Here is a 19,907-nt window from a genome sequence, read left to right as displayed (position 1 = left end):
GCGAGCGAGGTCCTCCGTGGCGCCCGCGAACCGCTCGGCGCACCCGAACCTGTCCGGCGTGCCATGGTGGGCCGCCGTCCTGATTGCTGTGATCGCCACCACAATTGGCTTTGCCTTCGATGCGGGCTCAGGCAACAAGGAACTCGGCAACGTCTTCGCCGCCATGTACGCGCTCGGCTGTGTGGCGGCCGTTCTCGCGGTGCGTCACTCCAGTATTTTCACGGCCGTCATTCAGCCCCCGCTGATCCTGTTCGTGATGGTGCCCGGCTCCTACTTCCTGTTCCACGGCGCGGCGTTCACCGGCGTCAAGGACACCCTGATCAACTTCGGCTACCCGCTGATCGAACGCTTCCCGCTGATGCTGTTCACCTCGGCCGGCGTTCTGCTGATCGGGTTGGTGCGCTGGTATTTCGGAATGTCGGCCAAATCGCCGGCGACGGCCCCCGCCGAGGGCGACGGCGAAACCGCCGCGGGCCCCGGGCTGTTCGCCGGGCTGGCGGCCAAGTTCTCGTCGATACTCCAGCGCGGTGACGTCGATGATGACGACGACGCCGACGAGGCGCCCAAACGCAAGCACAGCATCGACCGGCCCGCGACCGCGCAACGGCGTCCCCGCTCGGAGCGGCCCGCCAAGCGTCCGGCACCGACCCGCTCGCGGCATGCGCGTCCCCCGATCGAGGACATCACCGAGGCGCCCGAGCGACCCCGCCCCCAATCGGCCCGTCGCCGTCCCCTCGACGCCGAGTCAGACGCGCTCGACTATCCCGAGACCCCGCGGCGTCGCCGCCAGCCGCGTGACCCGAACAGCCGCACGTCGTCACGGCGCGAGCCTCGTGAGCCGCGTGAACCGCGTGAGCCCCGCGAACCGCGTGAGCCTCGCGATCGCAGGGATCCCTACGGCTCACCCTCGCGGCGCAGCAGCCGATTCGAGCCATACGAGCCCTACCCGTCTTACGAGCCGTATCCGCCGTACGAACCGCCGCCGCGGCAACGTCCGCCCGGTCGGACGAACGGTGACAGCGACACCCATCACCCGGTGTCGCGGGTGCGTTATCGCGGTGAAGTCGATCCGGAGCCGAGCCGCCCGCCGAGGTCGCGTCGCCCCAGTGCGAATGACTGGGACGCCGAATCCTGGCGTTCCGACCGCTGACCGATCCCGATTCAACGGCCCCTTCGATGGGGCGGGCCGACAGTAACCTCACGGCGAGAAAACACCTGGTTTCCCGCCACGGCGTTACTCTCGGCGGGCCTTGAGCCCGCTGAGTCGCGGAACTAGCTGCGGGCGGGCCTGATCTCGCGCGGCAGCGCGAACACCAGCGTCTCGTTCGCGGTCGTCACCGTCTGCACGGTGCCGTAACCGTATTCGGCCAGCCGGTCGAGCACGCCGCGCACCAGCACCTCGGGAACCGAGGCACCCGATGTCACGCCGACGGTCGTGACACCCGACAACCAGGCCGGGTCGATGTCGTCGGCGTAGTCCACCAGCTTGGCCGCCTTCGAGCCGGCGCCGAGGGCCACCTCCACCAGCCGTACCGAGTTCGACGAATTCCGCGAGCCCACGACGATCACCAGATCGCACTCCGGCGCCATCGCTTTGACCGCGCCCTGCCGGTTCTGGGTGGCGTAGCAGATGTCGTCGCTGGGCGGGTCCTGCAGCGTCGGGAACTTCTCCCGCAGCCGTCGCACCGTCTCCATGGTCTCGTCGACGCTCAGCGTGGTCTGGGACAGCCAGATCACCTTGTTCGGGTCCCGCACGGTCACTTTGTCCACCGCGTCCGGATTGTCGACCACCTGAACGTGGTCAGGCGCCTCACCGGCGGTGCCGACGACCTCTTCGTGGCCCTCGTGGCCGACGAGCAGGATGTCGTAGTCGTCCCGGGCGAACCGCTTGGCCTCGTTGTGCACCTTGGTGACCAGCGGGCAGGTGGCATCGATGGTCTGCAGGTTGCGGGCAGCCGCCTCCTCGTGCACGGTCGGCGCCACGCCGTGCGCCGAGAAGACCACGATGGCCCCTTCGGGTACCTCATCGGTCTGCTCGACGAACACCGCGCCGGCTTTGGCCAGGGTGTCCACCACGTAGCGGTTGTGCACGATCTCGTGGCGCACGTAGACAGGTGCCCCGTGTTTCTCCAGGGCGCGTTCGACGGTCTCGACGGCGCGGTCCACGCCCGCGCAGTAACCGCGCGGTTCGGCCAGCAGCACCCGCTTGCCGGTAACGGGCTCGGCAGCCGTGCTGGCGGCACCGGGAATCCCCATGTTGACGGTAGGCGGCATGCTTTCAGGGTACGTTCCCGCAACCTCGGCGGGCCAGCCGTAGGCTGGGGCCCATGGCAACTGCACCGTACGGGGTTCGTCTGCTGGTCGGCGCCGCCGTCACCGCTCTCGAAGAAACCCGCAAGCTGCCGCAAACCATCCTGATGTACCCGATGACGGTGGCGAGCACCGTCGCACACATCGTGATGAAGATGCAGCAGGACCTCGCTGATCTGGTGATCAAGGGCGACAGCGCCCTGGAGAACATCTTCCCGCCGAAGGACGAGCAGCCAGAGTGGGCGACCTTCGACGAGGACTCCGCCGACGAGGACGACGACGCCCCAGCGCAGGACGGGGAGCGCCTCACCGAAGGCCGGTTCGCCCTGTACAGCACCACCGACGGCGTGGAGGCGAAGTCGCAGAACTCGGCCCAGCCCTCCTCTGTTGCCACGGCCACCAAGAGCGCGCCGCCGATCGCCGAGGAGCTCGACTACGAGTCGCTGACCCTGGCGCAACTGCGCGCCAGGCTGCAGTCGCTCAGCGTGGCCGACCTCGAAGCGCTACTGGCCTACGAGGAAGCCTCCAAATCGCGTGCGCCGTTCCAGACGCTGCTGGCCAACAGGATCACTCGCGCGTCCGCCAAGTGACCAACGCTCAGAGCAACTCTGCGGAGAATCCGTATCCGGTCCGCGCGGTGGCCATCCGCGTGGCCGGCTGGATCGACAAGCTCGGCACGGTATGGGTTGAAGGTCAGCTGACCCAGATCAACGTGCGCAACTCCACGGCATACATGGTGCTGCGTGATCCGGCGGCCAACATGTCGCTCGATATCAGCTGCTCACGTGACCTGCTGCTCGCAGCGCCGGTGAAGCTCACCGAGGGCACCCAGGTGGTGGTGTGCGGCAAGCCGAGCTTCTACACCGTGCGCGGCTCGTTTTCCTTGCGCGTCAGCGATATTCGCGCCGTGGGCGTGGGCGAACTGCTGGCCCGCATCGAACGGTTGCGCCGACTGCTGGAGGCCGAGGGACTGTTCGATCCGCGGCTCAAACGCCCGTTGCCGTTCCTGCCGTCGACCGTCGGGCTGATCACGGGGCGGGCCAGCGCGGCCGAGCACGACGTGACGACGGTGGCCGGTGCCCGCTGGCCCGGGGTCCGCTTCGCCATCCGCAACACCGCCGTGCAAGGCGTCAACGCGGTGGCGCAGATCGTCGAGGCGTTGCGTGAACTCGACGCCGACCCCGAGGTCGACGTCATCGTGATCGCCCGCGGCGGCGGCAGCGTCGAAGATCTGCTGCCGTTCTCCGACGAGACGCTGTGCCGCGAGATCGCCGCGTGCACCACACCGGTGGTCAGCGCCGTCGGCCACGAACCGGACAACCCGCTGTGCGACCTGGTCGCCGACGTACGGGCGGCCACCCCGACCGACGCCGCCAAGAAGGTGGTGCCTGACACGGCAGCCGAGCTGGCGTTGGTCTCCGAGCTTCGGCACCGCAGCGCGCAGGCACTGCGCAACTGGGTCGGCCGCGAGCAGCGGACCGTCACCCATCTGCGCAGCCGGCCGGTGCTGGCCGACCCGTTGGGCGCGCTGACACATCGCACCGAGGAGATCGAGCGGGCCCGGGCCTGCGTTCGCCGCGACGTCAAACGGCTGGTCGCCGCCGAAACCGACCGGATCGGCCACCTCGCGGCGCGGCTGGCCACCCTCGGCCCGGCGGCCACCCTGGCGCGCGGTTACGCCGTGGTCCAGGTGCTGAGCCGACAAGGAGAGGCTGAGATCCTTCGCTCCACCACCGACGCACCGGCCGGGACCACGCTGCGCATCCGGGTCGGCGACGGTGCGATCGGCGCAAGTAGCACAGGCCCGACGGACGGATCCGCATGAGCAAACCTAACGAGACGACGCCCATTAGTCAGCTTGGCTATGAAGATTGCCGCGATCAGCTGATCGAGGTCGTCCGCGTGCTCGAGCAAGGCGGCCTCGATCTTGATTCGTCGCTGAAACTGTGGGAACGAGGCGAGGAACTGGCACGACGCTGTGAGGAGCACTTAGCCGGAGCGCGCAAACGCATCGAGGATGCGCTGGCCGCCCGCGACGCCGGCGAGCAGTGATCCGGCCGGCGCGCTAACCTGCGATATTGGAAAACTGGAACGTGTTTCAGTTATTCTCGCCGCCATGAGTGATGCCACCCTGACAACCGAGCTGGGCCGCGTCCTGGTGACCGGGGGCGCCGGATTCGTCGGCGCCAACCTCGTGACCGAGTTGCTGGACCGCGGTCACTTCGTTCGCGCCTTCGATCGGGCGCCGTCGGCGCTGCCCTCCCATGACCGCCTCGAGGTGGTGCAGGGCGACATCTGCGACACCGCCACCGTCGCCGCGGCCGTCGACGGGATCGACACGATTTTCCACACCGCGGCGATCATCGACTTGATGGGCGGGGCGTCGGTCACCGCGGAGTACCGCAAGCGCAGTTTCGACGTGAATGTCGAAGGGACCAAGAACCTGGTGCACGCCGCGCAAGCAGCCGGCGTCAAGCGGTTTGTCTACACCGCATCCAACAGCGTGGTCATGGGTGGCCAGCGGATCGTCAACGGTGACGAAACACTGCCGTACACAGCACGTTTCAACGACCTGTACACCGAGACAAAGGTGGTGGCCGAGAAGTTCGTGCTCAGCCAGAACGGTGTGGACGGTCTGCTGACCTGTTCGATCCGACCCAGCGGCATCTGGGGCCGGGGCGATCAGACCATGTTCCGCAAACTGTTCGAGCGGGTGATCGCCGGGCACGTGAAGGTTCTCGTCGGCAACAAGGACGCCAAGCTCGACAACTCCTACGTGCACAACCTCGTACACGGATTCATCCTGGCCGCAGAGCATTTGGTGCCCGGTGGCACCGCCCCCGGGCAGGCCTACTTCATCAACGACGGCGAACCGATCAATATGTTCGACTTCTCCCGGCCGGTGGTGGAGGCCTGCGGCGAGAAGTGGCCGACGGTATGGATTCCCGGCGGCTTCGTCCATGCCGTCCTGACCGGCTGGCAGTGGCTGCATTTCAAGTTCAAGTTCCCCCAGCCGCCGCTGGAACCGCTTGCGGTGGAACGGGTCTCGATCGACAATTACTTCTCGATCGCCAAGGCCCGCCGCGATCTGGGCTACCAGCCGCTGTACACCACCGGTGAGGCGCTGGAGCACTGCCTGCCCTACTACACCGACCTCTACGCCGAAATGAAGGGCTAACGCATCGCGTCCTTGACGGCGCGGCCGTAGGCAGCCTTCTGCTCGCTCGTCACCGTGCTCTCGAAAACCAGGACGACGTCTTCTACCTGGAGCATGTCGGGCACCGCGGCGGCGTAGATCTCCGCTCGTCCGGTGCTGGGGAACTTCAGGATCGAGACGGTGTCAGTGTCAGTCGCCTGGACACAGCCCGCCTGCGGGCATCTGGACGCCGTCGAATCATGTGCGTTCACAGCGGGCAGCCCGGACTTCGTGATCGCGCTCAGTATCGAGCCGACCGACGCATCGTTGAGCATCACCGGTCCCGCCGGCGCGCTCGGCCGCGGCGGCGTAGCGGAGTCCTGGCCGGCGCAGCCCGCCGACACCACGGCGAGGGCGGCTACCGCCAGGCTCAGGGGCCACCGAGGACATCTCATGGCAGCAGCCGTCCGATCGCTTCGAGATAGACATCTCGTTCGCCAACCGTCAGCGGCGGCGCGAATTCGACGACGATGTTGGCGAATCGAGGCAGCCCCGCCGCGACCGAATACCACTTGGCCTGCCGGACCGTCGCGAACGACTTGACCCGCAGGGTGTCGGTGACGATCGATTGCTCGCAGCCGGCAGCAGGGCACTCCTGGGCGGTGGTGTCGATGGGGTTGGGCACCGCGACACCGTCGGCGGTGAGAGCCGCCACCAGGCCCGCGGCGGTCAGCGGTTCGTGGCCGGTTCCGGCGTTGGCCTGCGGCTGTTGCAGAACAGTCAGCCCGACAACGAGCGCGGCAGCCATGAGCAATCGGAATCTCGTCGGCATCCTTCGAGGATAACGAGCGCGGTTAGCGCCGATCGAGCCAGCGATACGCGAGCAACTTCACGCGGTCCTCGACGAAGAACCACGCAATTGCATAGACCCAGACCACCGCCGCCCATCGCCAGCCCAGCGGCGTCATGGCGAACCCGCACACCGCGATCACCGTAGCTACCGCCTGCGTCCCGATCACCGCGACGAGCAGGACACGAGCAGGTGCAGGTGATGACCAGAACGGCCGCCGGGTGCGAGTGACGAAAATGGTCAGATGGCCGGACACCGACAGTTTGAGGTAGATGAGGGTCCTAATCAGGTCATGGTCGAGGCCGAAATACTTGTCGGCGAAGAAGAACAACAGAAACGTCTCGGCCACCCCCATCAGGCCGAGCGCTGTGGCGATCACCAAGATCCCCTGCATGTCCCAGGACGCGGGTTTTGCTGAGCCGCGAACCCGGTCATAGGCGATCGCCAGGATGGCACCGTCATTGAGCAACGCGAGGAACACGATCATCACCGCGGTGACCGGAAAAAAGTTCATCACGATGATCGAGAGCGTGATGAGCAACAGCACCCGGATCGTCTCGGCGATGCGGTAGATGGCGTAGCTCGTCATCCGCTCGAAGATCTCCCGCGCCTCCCGGATTGCGGCCACGATCACCGACAGTCCCGGTGCGAGCAGCACCACATCCGCCGCCGCCCGAGCGGCATCGGTGGCGCCCGCAACGGCGATTCCAGCGTCAGCCTGCTTGAGCGCCGGCGCATCGTTGACGCCGTCCCCGGTCATTCCCACGATGTGTCCTCGGGACTGCAGGAGCTCAACGATCCGGTACTTGTGCTCGGGATAGACCTGAGCGAACCCGTCAGCGCCCGCCACCACATCAGCCAGCTCCTGGTCCGCGGATGTGTCGAGCGCGGCGGCGTCGAGGATGCGGTCACCAAGGCCGACCTGGCGGGCGATTTCCTGCCCGATCGCAACCTGATCTCCGGTGACCATCTTCACGCGGACTCCGAGTTCCCTTGCTGCGGAGATGGTTTCAGCCGAGTCCAACCTCGGCGGGTCGGCCAGGGCGAGCACGCCCACCATCCGCCAGACACCGCCCGAGTCGGTCTGGGCCACTGCCAAGGAGCGATAGCCGTGGGTGGCGAATCCGCCGACGACATCGGCGACCGCGGCGTTGGCGGGGTCATGTTGGCACAGCGCCGCGATGACCTGCGGTGCGCCCTTGCTCACGTGGAACGGCCTGCCGGAACCATCGCGCCCCTGCGCTTCGGTTCGCTTGCTCACCGGGTCGAACGGGACGAACACCGATACTTCGGCCGCCGGAACCTGAACCGCACTGGCCAGTACCGCGAGATCGATGGGGTCGTTGTCCTCGGCACGGGAGGCCAGTGCGGCGGTGGCAAGCAGTGTCTGCTCGGACACTCCGTCGGCGGTCCAGACCGCCGCGACTGCCAGCTGATTCTGCGTGAGCGTGCCGGTCTTGTCGGAGCACAGCAGGTCCATGCCGCCCAATTCCTCGATGGCAGGCAAGTGGCTCACCACCGCCTGCCGTCGGGCGAGTTTGCGCGCCCCGACCGCCATCGTGACCGACAGCACCGCGGGCAAGGCGACCGGAATGGACGCGATCGTCACCACCAACGCAAACTCGAGCGTCTCCAGGACGGCGTTACCGCGGATCAGCGACACCACCGTCGTCAGCACCACCAACCCCACAGCAAGCACGATCAGGTAATGGCCGATGCGCAGAACAGCGCGCTGGAAGTGACTGATCGTGCCGGCCTTCTGCACCAGCGCGGCGGTGCGCCCGAAATACGACGATGCACCGGTGGCGTACACGACCGCATCCGCCTCGCCGCGCACTAGCACCGAGCCGGAGTACAGCGGTTGACCCCGGCCCCTGGTCACTGCCAGTGACTCTCCGGTGAGTGCGGATTGGTCGACCTGCACCGAAACGTCGTCGAGCACCCGCAGATCAGCCGGTATCACATCACCGAGACGCACCCGGACCACGTCGCCGGGCACGAGTTCACTGACCGCGACCGTGACCCACGACCCGTCCCGTCGGACCCGCGCCGAGGTTGCCAACCCCTCCTTGAGCGCGGCGATCGCGCCGGCCGCCTGGTGTTCTTCCAAGAATGCGACCAGCCCATTGAGGAGCAGGAGAATGCCGATGATCAGCGCATCCGCCCAGTGCCGCGCAGCCAGCGACAGCAGCAGTGCCACCTCGATCATCCACGGGATCGGGGCCCAGAAATAGCCGAGGAAAGCCAGCACCGGGTTGACGCGCTGTTCTTCGATCTGGTTGAGCCCATAACGGTCACGACGGGTCAGCGCCTGCTCGGATGTCAGTCCATGGGCTGAGGTCTCCAATGTCGACAAAGCCTCGCTCAAGGGGACCGTGGCCAGGGTGCGGTCTGCGCTCACGTCCTCCACAGTGCTCCGAAGCCGCGTCGACCGCGAGGGCCAAAAGGCCGGTGCGAGAGCGACTTCAGTACTCCGCACTCACAGCGCGTTGCCAGACTCCACACCCGTACACTCGGTTGCCGTGCCGATCCGCCGTCTCTGCGCCGCCCTGGGGGCGTTGATCGCACTCGCCGCGCTGGTGGGGTGCGCTCCCGGCGGGGTGCCGGACCGGCGCGCGGACGCCGACGCGCTCGCCGCGCAGGTTCGGGGTCTGCCCGGCGTGGTCGCGGCCACGAGCGACTTCGCCCGAAGTCAGGCGCAGGGCATGGTCTACTTCCGCCTGTACGTCGACGTTTCCGACCACCTGACCAGTGATCAGGCCGCCGCGATCACCTCGCAGTATCTGCGCGACCTTGCCGGGGGCACGTACACCGGGTACCGGCTCGAGATGGACCTGCGACGCGGCTGGAATCTGTTCGCCGTCGACAGCGGGACGCTGCCGATCACCAACGCGGATCAGATCGTCGCGCAGGCGCGGGACTGGGCGCTTCTCCGCCACGAATTCCCCGGCGCCACAGTCACTATGCGATCCACTATTACGCATCCAGGCGGACAGCTGACCGCACAGGAAGGTGGCCAGTCGAATCTCGCCCGCCTCGACCTTGCCGATCCGAGCGACTACACCAACGTCAGCGCGGCGATGCACACGTTGTCCGATCGATTCCCGCACCTTGCGGGGCTGGACTGGTCCGTCGAGGCCGGCAAGGAGCACCCCGCCGAGATCAAGACATCACGGCGGCTGCCCACGACGGCCGAGTTGGATGTGTTCAACCGGCTCAACAGTGACCAGGCGATCGCCCATATCGATCGGCTGCGGATCAATGCTCCCCTAGCAGCACCGGTTTGGTTCTCCGAGAAGACAATCGGGTCACACGATATCGCGGTCGCATTGAGTTTGGCGCGCACACATCTGCCGATCGTGGCGACGCTGCCCGCACCGGTTCTCTACAGTGCCGGCGATCAGCTGTCCGGCCACATCGGCGGTCGGGGATTCGCCCGCGGCCCGGTGGTGGTCACAGTCGGCGGATGCACCAGGTACGACCCGTTGGTGTACCTACCCACCCAAGCGGAACGACAACTGACCGCCCGATACGAAATCTGTGCGTCCTGAGCCGTGGCTCATGAATAGTTGGTGAGAGTCCACCATCGTCCGACCGACTGGCCTAACGTCAGAATATGCCTGGAGATAAGCCCAACATCTTGGTCATCTGGGGCGATGACATCGGGATCACGAACCTGTCCTGCTACAGCGACGGAATCATGGGCTACCGCACGCCCAACATCGACCGGATCGCCACCGAGGGAATGCGCTTCACCGACTCCTACGGTGAACAAAGCTGCACCGCCGGTCGAGCCGCGTTCATCAGCGGCCAAAGCGTCTACCGCACCGGTATGAGCAAGGTCGGCATACCCGGTGTCGACATCGGCTGGGCCGCTGAGGATCCGACGATCGCCGAGCTGCTCAAACCGCTGGGATACGCCACCGGCCAGTTCGGCAAGAATCACTTCGGCGACCTCAACAAGTACCTGCCGACCGTGCACGGTTTCGACGAGTTCTACGGCAACCTGTATCACCTCAATGCCGAAGAGGAGCCCGAGCAGTACGACTATCCGCACAAGGATCAATTCCCGCGACTGTACGAACAGGCCTTGCCGCGCGGCGTGATGGACTGCAAGGCGCTGGCCGAAGTCTCGACCGAGCCCGACGACGAGAAGTTCGGGCCCGTCGGAAAGCAGTCCATCACCGATACCGGGCCGCTGACCGCCAAACGGATGGAGACCATCGACGACGACATCGCCGATCGCACGGTCGAGTACATCCGCCGCCAGCACGACGCGGGAAACCCGTTCTTCGTCTGGTGCAACTTCACCCACATGCACCTGTACACACACCTCAAACCGGGCAGCAAGGGGCAGGCCGGGCTGTGGCAGTCGGAGTACCACGACGCGATGATCGACCACGACAAGAACGTGGGCACGGTGCTCGACGTTCTCGACGAACTCGGTATCGCCGAGGACACCATCGTCATCTATTCGACCGATAACGGCCCGCATCGAAACTCGTGGCCGGACGCCGGGACCACTCCGTTCCGCAGCGAGAAGAACACCAACTGGGAGGGCGCCTACCGGGTGCCGGAGATGATCCGCTGGCCCGGAAAGATCAAGGCGGGCACCGTGTCCAACGACATCATCCAGCACCATGACTGGCTGCCGACGTTGCTGGCCGCAGCGGGAGACCCCGACGTCAGCGAGAAGCTGAAAAAGGGCTACCGGATCGGCGATATGGAATACAAGGTGCATATCGACGGGTTCAACCTGCTGCCCTATTTGATGGGCGAGGTCGAGCACAGTCCCAGACGCGGCTTCTTCTATTTCAATGACGACGCCCAACTGGTGGCGATGCGTTTCGAGAATTGGAAGATCGTGTTCGCCGAGCAGCGCTGCCAGGGCACACTGCGGATCTGGGCCGAGCCGTTTACCGAGCTGCGGGTGCCCAAGCTGTTCAACCTGCGCACCGACCCGTTCGAGTACGCCGACGTCACGTCGAACACGTACTACGAGTGGTTCCTGCGGCGGGATTTCTTCGCGTTCTACGCCACCGCGATGGCGTCGATGTTTCTCGACACCTTCAAGGAATTTCCGCCGCGGCACCCACCGGCCAGCTTCAGCATCGACCAGATCGTCAAGAAACTCGACGAGTTCCTGGCGGCAGACTAGATGCTGGAGTTGTGGGCCGACGGGGCCGCGAAATCGGCACTCGTCGAGTTCGCCGCGCGTGCCGTCGACTCGGTGGCACCCGAGGAGCGCGTCGCCGTGTTCGACAACGACGGCACGCTGTGGTGCGAGAAGCCGGCATACATCCAGCTCGACTTCCTGGTCCGCCGGATCGCCGAACAGGTCGCGCGCGATCCCGCGCTGGCTACCGAACAGCCCTACACCGCCGCTGCATCCGGCGATCTGGGCTGGTTCGGCGACGCCGTCACCAAGCACTACGACGGTGACGACTCCGACCTGAAACTCCTTGCCAAAGCAGTTCTTTCAGCCAACGCCACCATCACCACCGAGGAGCACGCGGCGCGGGTGAACGCGTTTTTCGCCGACGCAAAGCATCCGACACTCGGCCGGCCGTACACCGCATGCGGGTATGCACCGATGATCGAACTGCTGCGCTACCTCGAGTCGTTCGGCTTCACCAACTACATCGTCTCCGGCGGCGGACGCGACTTCATGCGGCCGGTGACGACATCGATGTACGGCGTCCCGCCGGAACGGGTGATCGGTAGTTCGGTCGGCCTGATCTTCCAGAATGGTGAACTGCTGACCACGGCTCAACCGGAGTTCCTCAACGACGGCCCGGTCAAGCCGGTCCGCATCTGGGCGCGAGTTGGCCGGCGGCCGATCTTTGCGGCGGGCAACTCCAACGGCGATATCGAGATGCTGCAGTACACCGCGGCCGGGTCGGGTCCGTCGCTGGCACTGCTGGTCCACCACGACGACGCCGAGCGTGAATTCGCCTACGACGCAGGCGCAGAGAGCGCTCTGCAACATGTCGAGAAAGCCGGGTGGACGCGCGCCAGCATGCGCGACGACTGGAAGACCGTCTTCAGTGACTGAGCCCGAACTGGTTGCGATCCCCGCGCAGACCGCCATGCTGGGCTCCGATCTGCACTACCCCGAAGAGGCCCCTACGCGACCGGTGACCGTCGACGGCTTCTGGATTCAGCCCTATCAGGTCACCAACGCCGACTTCGACCAATTCGTCTCGGCGACAGACTATCTCACCGTTGCCGAGCGGCCGCTGAACCCGGCCGACTATCCGGGCGCGCCGCCGGTCAACCTGCAACCGGGCTCGATGGTGTTCCGCCGGACCAGCGGACCCGTCGACCTGCGTCACCTCAGCCAGTGGTGGACCTGGACCCCCGGCGCCTCGTGGCGGCACCCGTTGGGACCCGGTTCGTCGATCGCCAAACGCGCCGCGCACCCGGTCGTTCACGTCGCGTATGAGGACGCCGAAGCCTACGCGGCCTGGGCAGGGCTGGCATTGCCGACCGAGGCAGAATGGGAGACCGCGGCCCGCGGCGGGCGCGCGCACGCCGACTACACGTGGGGCGATCAACCGGAAGGACCCGGCGAGCGTCTGGCGAACTATTGGCACGGCGACTTCCCCTGGCGCCCGGAACCCGGCTACGGACGCACCACCGACGTCGGCACGTTCGGACCCAACGGATACGGACTGTTCGACATGGCCGGCAACGTGTGGGAGTGGACCACCGACTGGTGGGCGGGCAGCGAGGCGGCCAGCTACGACCCCGCGCAACCGCAGTTCACGGTCCCACGCAAGGTCGTAAAAGGCGGATCGTTCCTGTGCGCCGACAGCTACTGCATGCGCTACCGTCCCGCCGCGCGCCGCCCGCAGATGGTCGACACCGGCATGAGCCACATCGGATTCCGCTGCGTGAAGCGCTAGGACCAGTACCTCGCCCATGCTTCACTAGAACGCATTCTCATACGGAAAGGGGCTCGATGTCCGACGCTGTGCTGGTAACCGGCGCGTTCGGGTTGGTCGGAAGTGCCACCGTCAGGCAGTTGGCCGCCACCGGCCGCCGGGTCGTCGCCACCGACCTCGAAACCCCGGCCACCCAGAAGGCCGCTGCCGGTCTCCCCGCCGGAGTCCAGGTGCGCTGGGCGGACCTCACCGACCCGGCCGCGGTCGAGAAACTGGCGGCCGAGGTCTCCCCCGCCGCCGTCATCCACCTGGCCGCGGTGATCCCACCGCTGTGCTACGCCAAACCGCACCTGGCCTACAAAGTCAACGTCGGGGCGACCGCCAATCTGGTGAAAGCGCTTGAGGCTCATCCCAATCCGGCGCGGCTGGTGCAGGCCTCCAGCATCGCGGTGTACGGACCGCGCAACCCGCATCACATTACCGACGTGCTGACCGCGCAGACGCCGGTCAACCCGTACGACAACTACGGCAAGCACAAGGTCGAGGCCGAGGGAATCGTGCGGGCCTCGAGTCTGGACTGGGTGATCCTGCGGCTCGGCGGGGTGCTGACCACCGAACCCAATCTCGGTATGGATCCCAACCTGATCTTCTTCGAAGGCGTGCTGCCTGCCGATGGGCGGCTGCAGACCGTCGACGTCCGCGATGTGGCCTTCGCCTTCGCGGCGGCCACCACCGCCGATGTCGTCGGCCAGACCCTCCTGATCGGTGGCGACGACACCCACCGGTTGCGGCAGAGCGACATCGGGCAGTCCACCGCCGCTGCGATGGGTCTGGTTGGCGCGTTGCCCGCGGGCCGCAAGGGCGACCCGAACGACGACGCCGGCTGGTTCGCCACCGACTGGATGGACTCGGCGACCGCACAACAGGTGCTTGCCCATCAGCACTACTCCTGGCCCGACATGCTGGCCGAGACCGCAGACAAGGTCGGCTGGAAGCGCTATATCTTCCGGATGATCGCACCGCTGGCCCGCGAGTACCTCAAACGTCAGTCGCCGTACTACGGCCAGCCGCCGGGATACGGCAACCCGTGGGAGGCCGTGCGGCGCAAGTGGGGAGCTCCGGAGAACGACGGGAAGGTGTCATGACCGAGAAGGTAGCCGTGATTGTCGGAGGCGCTTCCGGGATCGGCTGGGCGACGGCCCAGACGCTGGCAGCCCAGGGCATGCGCGTGACGATCGCCGACCGCAACAGCGATCTGGCCCGCGAACGCGCGGCGACGCTCGGTGATCCACACACCTGGGCGGACGTCGAGGTAACCGACGAGTCCTCGGTGGCAACGCTTTTCGACGATGCAGTGGCCCGCGAAGGCGGCCTGCACGTGGTGGTCAACTGTGCGGGGTTCAGCGGCTTCGGTGTCATCACCGAGCTCGACGCCGAGCAATTCCGCTCGGTCGTCGACGTCTGCCTCAACGGTGCGTTCCTGGTGATGAAGCATGCCGGCCGACATCTCGGCGAGGGCGGTGCGCTGGTGTCGCTGACGTCGCTCAACGCCCGGCAGCCGGCAGTCGGGATGAGCGCGTACTGCGCGGCGAAGGCCGGGTTGTCGATGCTGACTCAGGTGGCGGCGCTGGAGTTGGGTCCACGCGGCATCCGGGTCAATGCCGTCGCGCCCGGCTTCGTGCACACGCCGCTGACCGAAGGCGCAGCCATGGTCCCCGGTGTCGTCGACGAGTACGTCGAGAACACCGCGCTGGGCCGGGCGGGAACGCCGCAGGACATCGCCGATGCGGTGGCCTTCCTGTGTTCGCCGCAGTCATCCTGGCTCACCGGCGAGATCCTCGACCTCAACGGCGGCGCACACCTCAAGCGCTACCCCAACATTGCGGAGCACCTGACCCGGCTGATGAATCAGTAGTTGGCGTGAACACCGAGTTCACCGTCACCCAGAAGCGCGCGCTGGCGATCGTCACGCTGGTCGCCGTGCTGCTGGGCGCCTACTTCCTGCGGCACTACTTCATCCTGGTGGTGATCGCGGCGATCGTCGCCTACCTGTTCACCCCGCTCTACAACCGGTGCAGGCGCCGGTTCGGGACCGGATTGTCGGCGACGATGACGGTGCTGGCCGCGCTGGCCACCGTCATCATTCCGGTCGGTGCGCTGTTGACGCTTGCGGTGCTTCAGGTTTCGCACATGGTGGTGCATGTGGCGGAATGGGTGCAGAACGCCGACATGTCGACCGTCGGCGACCAGGCACTGGACTACGCCAACCACGCGCTGGCCAAACTCCCGTTCGGCCACTTCTCGGTCACCGCCGACTCGGTGCGCGAATCGCTGGTGAACATCTCCCAAAACCTCGGCCGCTGGCTGCTGCACGCATTGCAGGGCGCCGCGGGCGGGGCGATCGGCGTGATCACGTCGGCGATCATCTTCTTGTACGTGCTGGTCTCATTACTGACGAATCAGGAACAGCTGCTGACGCTGATCCGTCGCCTCAACCCGCTCGGCGAAGAGGTCACCGACCTCTATCTGGCCAAGATGGGCGCGATGGTGAAGGGAACGGTGAAGGGCCAGTTCATCATTGCGCTCGTCCAGGGATTGCTGGGTGCGGCGTCGATCTACATCGGCGGCTTCCACAACGGGTTCTTCATCTTCGCGATCTTCTTGACCGCACTGTCGGTCATTCCGCTGGGCAGCGGCATCATCACGATCCCGTTCGGCATCGGGATGATGTTCTTCGGCAATATCGGCGGCGGCCTGTTTGTGGTGCTGTTCCACATCATCGGCGTCACCAACGTCGACAACTTCCTGCGCCCCATCCTGGTGCCACGCGAGGCGCGGTTGGATCCCGCGCTGATGCTGCTTGCGGTGTTCTCCGGGATCGCGATGTTCGGCTTCTGGGGCATTGTGCTGGGCCCGGTTCTGATGATCATCATCGTCACGACGATCTCGGTGTACCTCGCGGTGTACAAGGGCGTCGAGATGACGTCACACGAGCCGCCCGAGAAGCGCCGCCGGTTGTTCCGGCGGCGGATCACGGCCGAGACTGAAGCTACTGCGGCCGCCGCGGACGGTGAGCCCCAGGGCCAGTAGGGGTTACTCGGCTGCAACCTCGCCGGTGCCGTCAACGGCGAAGATCTCAATTTGTGCGAGCTCGTCGTCGGTGAGCTCCGGTCCGTTCAAAGCCTGCAGACTGTCTTCAAGTTGTGCGGTACTGGAGGCGCCCACCAGCGCACTGGTCACCACGGGCTGACGGAGCACCCAGGTAATCGCCAGCTGCGCAAGCGATTGGCCGCGTTGCTGCGCTATCGCATTGAGGCCACGGGCCCGCTCCAGGTAGACCTCGGAGATGTTGGCTTCAGTCATCCAGCGGCCAACACTGGCTCGCGAACCCGCCGGAACTCCATTGAGGTAGCGCGAAGTCAGTAAACCCTGGGCCAGCGGGGAGTAGACGATACTGCCGGCGCCGATCTCGGTGATTGCGTCCCACAGGCCCTGCTCTGGGGAACGCTCGAACATGTTGTAGCAGGGCTGGTGAATCGTCAGCGGTACCCCCTCAGCCGTCAAAGCAGCAGCGGCGGAACGCGTTTCGTCAGGATTGTAGTTCGATACTCCGACGTAGAGAGCCTTGCCCTGCCGGACGGCGTGCGCCAGGGCCCCCATGGTCTCCTCGATGGGCGTATCGGGGTCAGTTCGGTGCGAGTAGAAGATATCGACGTAGTCGACGTTCAGCCGGGACAGGGACTGGTCGAGCGAGGAGAGCATCGTCTTGCGCGATCCCCACTCCCCGTAGGGCCCCTCGGACATGTCGTAGCCGGCCTTGGTCGAGATTATGAGCTCGTCGCGATGCGGCCGCAGATCTTGGTGAAGAATGCGCCCGAAGTTGCTCTCTGCCGATCCGGCAGGCGGACCGTAGTTGTTGGCGGCGTCGAAGTGGATCACCCCCAGATCGAAGGCGCGCCGCACGATGGCGCGCTGGACCTCGAGCGGTCGGTCGTCGCCGAAGTTGTTCCACAGTCCCAGCGATATGCGGGGCAGCATGAGGCCGCTTCTCCCGCTGCGCGCGTATTCGGCTACGTCGTAACGGTTTTTGTCAGCTACGTAGCGCATAAGTCATGTTCTACAGTCTTGGCGCGATATTGCACGCGTTCACACCACATCGCTCAGGAAAACTGATCGATACGGTCGCCGCAGACGGCGAGCCTGCTGAACGCTAGTCGACCTGTTTGAACCAGGAGATGACGACCATCACCATCGCCGCGACCAGGGCGACGATCACCCACAGCACCAGCGCCATGTCGATCCATGCACCTGGCGGCGGCGCGCCCGGCAGGATGTTGCGCAGCGGCACTATCGCGAACAGCATTGCGGCGTACCACGTTGCGAACGGCATCTGGAATTGCTTGCGCCGGGTGATCACGAGCACCGAGGTGAAGATCGCGATGGTCGGCAGCGTGAGCAGCACGATGACGATGCCGAGGTCGAAAGCCAGCGGACCGAGGGCCCGGCTGAAGGTCACCTGCGTCGCGTCGCCGTCACCCTTGGCTGCGGGCGACGGGGCGACCTGCTCGCTGGACAGGTCCCAGCCCTGCAAGGCGCCGGCTATCTGAACCTTGGCCGGAATGATCTTGCGATCCTCGCCCTCGCCCACCAGCAGATCCGCGCTGATGCCCTGGGTCTGGTAGCGATCGAAGGGCCAGGTGTTCACATCGCCGTCGACGTCGATGGTGGTCGTCACCTCCGCCGGTGCGGCGCCGGCCGGGAACTTCAAGTCGCCCAGGGAGTTCCACGGATGCAATCGCACCGCGATGTCTTCCTTGAGGGTGTCCAGCTTCTCGTCCACCAGCGAATCTGCGGGGATGACAAGCACTTTGGCATCCACCTTGTAGTCGACGGTGCGCAGCGACTGCAACGTGATCAGCACCGTCGTCTCTGATCCGTTGCTTTCACCCGACGCCTCCAGCTCCTTGGCGGAGCCGGACAGCCACCAGTAGCCGAATAGTGTGACGATGTAGGCCAGCACGACGACCAGCACGGTGAGGATGGCGACTGTCTTGCCACGTGACGCGGGTTGCGCGGCGGGAGCCGGGCTCTGCGGCTCGGCGGGGGCGGTGGTCACGCGGGCATCGTATATTGACGCACGCGAATGCGCTGGTCTTTCCCGCCTAAAAGGGCGGCGGATCAGCGTCGTTCGGCGGTGGCGCCGGTCCGAGCAGTGTGCTGTGGCGTGCTGCGCGTTGACGGTGGTTGTGCCGGCGTTCGCCTGCGACGTACTTCGCACGGTTCTGCGCCCGCGTGGTCTTTCGACGCGGCATGAACAGCGTGCGATCACCCGGTGCGTCGATGTCGGCCAGTCGGTGCAGCGGCGGCAGCGTCGGCGTCATCAAGCCGGGGAACAACAGCGCACTGCCCGGTGTGGTGACATACGTCTGATCCCCGGGCAGCTCCCAGATGACCGTTCCATCGGCCAATTGCGTGTCACGCCAACCCCAGAACGTCTTCAAGATATGACAGCGACGGCACAAGCATTTGATGTTGCCGGCGTGAGTGGGGCCGTAAGGATACGGGACCGTATGGTCCAGATCGCAGTGCGTGGCCGGCCGGTCACAACCTGGTGCGCGGCAGGTGAGATCGCGGGCGCGCACGAAGTCGGCGAGCGCGCGCGAAGGGCGGTATCCCCGCTCCGGCGCGAGATCGTCGGGGTGAGTCAGCGGACTGAGCTTGGCGCCCCGGGCCAACTCGGCCACGACCTCAGCCGGCATCACCCAATCGGCGTCGATCAGGTAGCCGGGATCATCGGAGCGCCCTTCGACGGTGGCCCGTTCGGCGACGACGTGAATCACCACCGCGCCCGGCGCGGGCTGGCAGGCGGCCGAACAGTCCGGGTCGCCGCACCGGCAGGCCAGCCGGTCGGCGCTGGCCGCCATGGCGCCATAGGCATCGGCATGCCGCTGGCCTGCTGTGCGCGGGTCGGCGTCGCATACCGAGTTGGCCAGCACGTCGAGCCGCCGCTTGAACAGTTCGGCGTCGGTCGCCGCCACTCGCGCGATTACCTCGACGCACCCGTTGTCCTCGTCGCCGAACACCACCTCGCGGTCGCGGACCTTCCCACGGACCCTGCGCACCGCATCGGGGTCGTGCTTGGCCACGATGCGGTCAATCTCGGATGCCAGCCGGCCGCGCGTCATCGACGGCCACCGGGCAGCCCGCAGCGCCAACCGTCGGTCCACCTCAGCAAGGACGCCGTCATCGGTGATCAATGCGGTGCGATAGACAACCGTCTGGAACATCTGCACATCGATATCGCCGGCGATGAAGATGGCCGCGACCGCCGGCAGCTGCTTCATTGCCAAGCCGTAGTTCATGTAGCTGCCCGCCTTGGCCGAGCTGATCCGTAGCGCGGCAGAGACTTCGGCGCCCACGGCCGCCCAGGTGTCGACGGCCCAGTCTTCTCGTTCCCCGCGTTCGCGGCGTCGCAGTTCGAAGAGTTCGGCGATGGACGCCAGCCGGCGGGCAGCCGTCTGATTCTCCGCCCTCGCGGAGGCGACGATGCTGGCCAGCAGGGCACGCGACTCGGCCGTGTCCGACGGCTCGAAGTAGTCGTGGTACTGACTTCTTCCGAACATACGTTCGATACTAAGGCGGGCCACTGACATTGATTCTGTTAAGCAGACTCCGGCGAAGATGGTCTTGGCTGTTCGCCGTTGGTGATGACTCTCGGTGTGAC

19 protein-coding genes are annotated in these 19,907 nt (G+C 66.0%); 12 read left to right on the top strand and 7 right to left on the bottom strand.

The features are described 5' to 3' along the window. The first annotated feature begins 16 nt into the window (after positions 1 to 16). Positions 17 to 1,150 (top strand): DUF6542 domain-containing protein, encoded by a 1,134-nt coding sequence (locus tag BST42_RS20475; RefSeq protein ID WP_237159528.1) that lies wholly within the window; start codon positions 17 to 19, stop codon positions 1,148 to 1,150. Between the two features lie 122 nt (positions 1,151 to 1,272). Here BST42_RS20475 and BST42_RS20470 read toward each other — a convergent pair whose 3' ends face one another. Next, a complete protein-coding gene (locus BST42_RS20470) occupies positions 1,273 to 2,274 on the bottom strand; it encodes a 4-hydroxy-3-methylbut-2-enyl diphosphate reductase (RefSeq protein WP_083121159.1) in 1,002 nt (333 codons plus the stop codon). Between the two features lie 53 nt (positions 2,275 to 2,327). Between BST42_RS20470 and BST42_RS20465 the strand changes: the two genes are divergently transcribed. From BST42_RS20465 to BST42_RS20450, 4 genes are read left to right on the top strand one after another with little or no spacing between them, the layout of a single operon-like run. Further along, positions 2,328 to 2,900 carry a lipid droplet-associated protein gene (locus tag BST42_RS20465; RefSeq protein WP_083121158.1) on the top strand — a complete coding sequence of 191 codons (573 nt, stop codon included), beginning with the start codon at positions 2,328 to 2,330 and terminating at the stop codon, positions 2,898 to 2,900. Further along, positions 2,897 to 4,135 (top strand): exodeoxyribonuclease VII large subunit, encoded by a 1,239-nt coding sequence (xseA, locus tag BST42_RS20460; protein WP_083121157.1) that lies wholly within the window; start codon positions 2,897 to 2,899, stop codon positions 4,133 to 4,135. The genes BST42_RS20465 and xseA overlap by 4 nt, the downstream gene beginning before the upstream one ends. Next, positions 4,132 to 4,362, top strand: a complete 231-nt coding sequence (locus BST42_RS20455) for an exodeoxyribonuclease VII small subunit (RefSeq protein WP_083121156.1) — start codon at positions 4,132 to 4,134, stop codon at positions 4,360 to 4,362. The genes xseA and BST42_RS20455 overlap by 4 nt, the downstream gene beginning before the upstream one ends. Positions 4,363 to 4,414: 52 nt before the next feature. Continuing rightward, entirely contained in the window at positions 4,415 to 5,488 is a 1,074-nt protein-coding gene (locus tag BST42_RS20450; protein ID WP_110918705.1) for a 3-beta-hydroxysteroid dehydrogenase, read from the top strand. Here the strand turns inward: BST42_RS20450 and BST42_RS20445 are convergent. From BST42_RS20445 to BST42_RS20435, 3 genes are read right to left on the bottom strand one after another with little or no spacing between them, the layout of a single operon-like run. Further along, on the bottom strand, positions 5,485 to 5,901 hold the full coding sequence (locus tag BST42_RS20445) for a hypothetical protein (RefSeq protein ID WP_133057491.1): 417 nt from the start codon (positions 5,899 to 5,901) through the stop codon (positions 5,485 to 5,487). The two genes, BST42_RS20450 and BST42_RS20445, sit on opposite strands and share 4 nt — an antisense overlap. Then, a complete protein-coding gene (locus BST42_RS20440) occupies positions 5,898 to 6,278 on the bottom strand; it encodes a hypothetical protein (protein WP_133057490.1) in 381 nt (126 codons plus the stop codon). The genes BST42_RS20445 and BST42_RS20440 overlap by 4 nt, the downstream gene beginning before the upstream one ends. Before the next feature lie 22 nt (positions 6,279 to 6,300). Beyond that, complete coding sequence (locus BST42_RS20435; protein WP_435406050.1) at positions 6,301 to 8,697, bottom strand: plasma-membrane proton-efflux P-type ATPase; 2,397 nt, start codon at positions 8,695 to 8,697, stop codon at positions 6,301 to 6,303. Between the two features lie 121 nt (positions 8,698 to 8,818). On the opposite strand from BST42_RS20435, the gene BST42_RS20430 reads away from it, so the two are divergent. The 7 genes from BST42_RS20430 to BST42_RS20400 all read left to right on the top strand — a co-directional run bounded on the left by BST42_RS20430 (position 8,819) and on the right by BST42_RS20400 (position 16,273). Beyond that, positions 8,819 to 9,847 carry a hypothetical protein gene (locus tag BST42_RS20430; RefSeq protein WP_083121151.1) on the top strand — a complete coding sequence of 343 codons (1,029 nt, stop codon included), beginning with the start codon at positions 8,819 to 8,821 and terminating at the stop codon, positions 9,845 to 9,847. A 65-nt stretch (positions 9,848 to 9,912) separates the two neighbouring features. Further along, positions 9,913 to 11,454, top strand: coding sequence for an arylsulfatase (locus BST42_RS20425; RefSeq protein WP_083121150.1), 1,542 nt, complete (start codon positions 9,913 to 9,915; stop codon positions 11,452 to 11,454). Then, positions 11,455 to 12,351, top strand: coding sequence for an HAD family hydrolase (locus BST42_RS20420; protein ID WP_083121149.1), 897 nt, complete (start codon positions 11,455 to 11,457; stop codon positions 12,349 to 12,351). It abuts the gene before it with no gap. Positions 12,352 to 12,385: 34 nt separating this feature from the next. Further along, entirely contained in the window at positions 12,386 to 13,204 is an 819-nt protein-coding gene (locus tag BST42_RS20415; RefSeq protein WP_237159536.1) for a formylglycine-generating enzyme family protein, read from the top strand. A gap of 56 nt (positions 13,205 to 13,260) precedes the next feature. Next, entirely contained in the window at positions 13,261 to 14,328 is a 1,068-nt protein-coding gene (locus BST42_RS20410; RefSeq protein WP_083121147.1) for an NAD-dependent epimerase/dehydratase family protein, read from the top strand. After that, the gene (locus tag BST42_RS20405) at positions 14,325 to 15,098 is read left to right on the top strand and encodes an SDR family NAD(P)-dependent oxidoreductase (protein WP_083121146.1); all 774 of its coding nucleotides are present in this window, start codon (positions 14,325 to 14,327) and stop codon (positions 15,096 to 15,098) included. Before BST42_RS20410 ends, BST42_RS20405 begins: the two co-directional genes overlap by 4 nt. Before the next feature lie 5 nt (positions 15,099 to 15,103). After that, a complete protein-coding gene (locus BST42_RS20400; protein WP_083121145.1) occupies positions 15,104 to 16,273 on the top strand; it encodes an AI-2E family transporter in 1,170 nt (389 codons plus the stop codon). A gap of 3 nt (positions 16,274 to 16,276) precedes the next feature. Here BST42_RS20400 and BST42_RS20395 read toward each other — a convergent pair whose 3' ends face one another. The 3 genes from BST42_RS20395 to BST42_RS20385 all read right to left on the bottom strand — a co-directional run bounded on the left by BST42_RS20395 (position 16,277) and on the right by BST42_RS20385 (position 19,806). Beyond that, positions 16,277 to 17,290, bottom strand: a complete 1,014-nt coding sequence (locus tag BST42_RS20395; protein ID WP_083121144.1) for an aldo/keto reductase — start codon at positions 17,288 to 17,290, stop codon at positions 16,277 to 16,279. 103 nt (positions 17,291 to 17,393) lie between these two features. Further along, the gene (locus BST42_RS20390; protein WP_083121143.1) at positions 17,394 to 18,299 is read right to left on the bottom strand and encodes a DUF4436 domain-containing protein; all 906 of its coding nucleotides are present in this window, start codon (positions 18,297 to 18,299) and stop codon (positions 17,394 to 17,396) included. A gap of 46 nt (positions 18,300 to 18,345) precedes the next feature. Further along, positions 18,346 to 19,806 (bottom strand): HNH endonuclease signature motif containing protein, encoded by a 1,461-nt coding sequence (locus BST42_RS20385; RefSeq protein ID WP_083121142.1) that lies wholly within the window; start codon positions 19,804 to 19,806, stop codon positions 18,346 to 18,348. Positions 19,807 to 19,907: the final 101 nt, after the last annotated feature.

This window comes from Mycolicibacterium rhodesiae, from assembly GCF_002086695.1.
In the GTDB taxonomy this organism is placed as follows: domain Bacteria; phylum Actinomycetota; class Actinomycetes; order Mycobacteriales; family Mycobacteriaceae; genus Mycobacterium; species Mycobacterium rhodesiae.
The sequence above is the reverse complement of the archived record's forward strand: the minus strand, read 5'-3'. Positions and strand labels throughout refer to the sequence as shown.

What these genes read in the sequence shown, in the direction of transcription:
- BST42_RS20470 (WP_083121159.1), bottom strand. Translation starts at nt 2,274, where the DNA reads ATGCCGCCTACCGTCAACATGGGGATTCCCGGTGCCGCCAGCACGGCT.
- BST42_RS20465 (WP_083121158.1), top strand. Translation starts at nt 2,328, where the DNA reads ATGGCAACTGCACCGTACGGGGTTCGTCTGCTGGTCGGCGCCGCCGTC.
- BST42_RS20455 (WP_083121156.1), top strand. Translation starts at nt 4,132, where the DNA reads ATGAGCAAACCTAACGAGACGACGCCCATTAGTCAGCTTGGCTATGAA.
- BST42_RS20445 (WP_133057491.1), bottom strand. Translation starts at nt 5,901, where the DNA reads ATGAGATGTCCTCGGTGGCCCCTGAGCCTGGCGGTAGCCGCCCTCGCC.
- BST42_RS20440 (WP_133057490.1), bottom strand. Translation starts at nt 6,278, where the DNA reads ATGCCGACGAGATTCCGATTGCTCATGGCTGCCGCGCTCGTTGTCGGG.
- BST42_RS20425 (WP_083121150.1), top strand. Translation starts at nt 9,913, where the DNA reads ATGCCTGGAGATAAGCCCAACATCTTGGTCATCTGGGGCGATGACATC.
- BST42_RS20420 (WP_083121149.1), top strand. Translation starts at nt 11,455, where the DNA reads ATGCTGGAGTTGTGGGCCGACGGGGCCGCGAAATCGGCACTCGTCGAG.
- BST42_RS20415 (WP_237159536.1), top strand. Translation starts at nt 12,386, where the DNA reads ATGCTGGGCTCCGATCTGCACTACCCCGAAGAGGCCCCTACGCGACCG.
- BST42_RS20410 (WP_083121147.1), top strand. Translation starts at nt 13,261, where the DNA reads ATGTCCGACGCTGTGCTGGTAACCGGCGCGTTCGGGTTGGTCGGAAGT.
- BST42_RS20405 (WP_083121146.1), top strand. Translation starts at nt 14,325, where the DNA reads ATGACCGAGAAGGTAGCCGTGATTGTCGGAGGCGCTTCCGGGATCGGC.
- BST42_RS20395 (WP_083121144.1), bottom strand. Translation starts at nt 17,290, where the DNA reads ATGCGCTACGTAGCTGACAAAAACCGTTACGACGTAGCCGAATACGCG.
- BST42_RS20385 (WP_083121142.1), bottom strand. Translation starts at nt 19,806, where the DNA reads ATGTTCGGAAGAAGTCAGTACCACGACTACTTCGAGCCGTCGGACACG.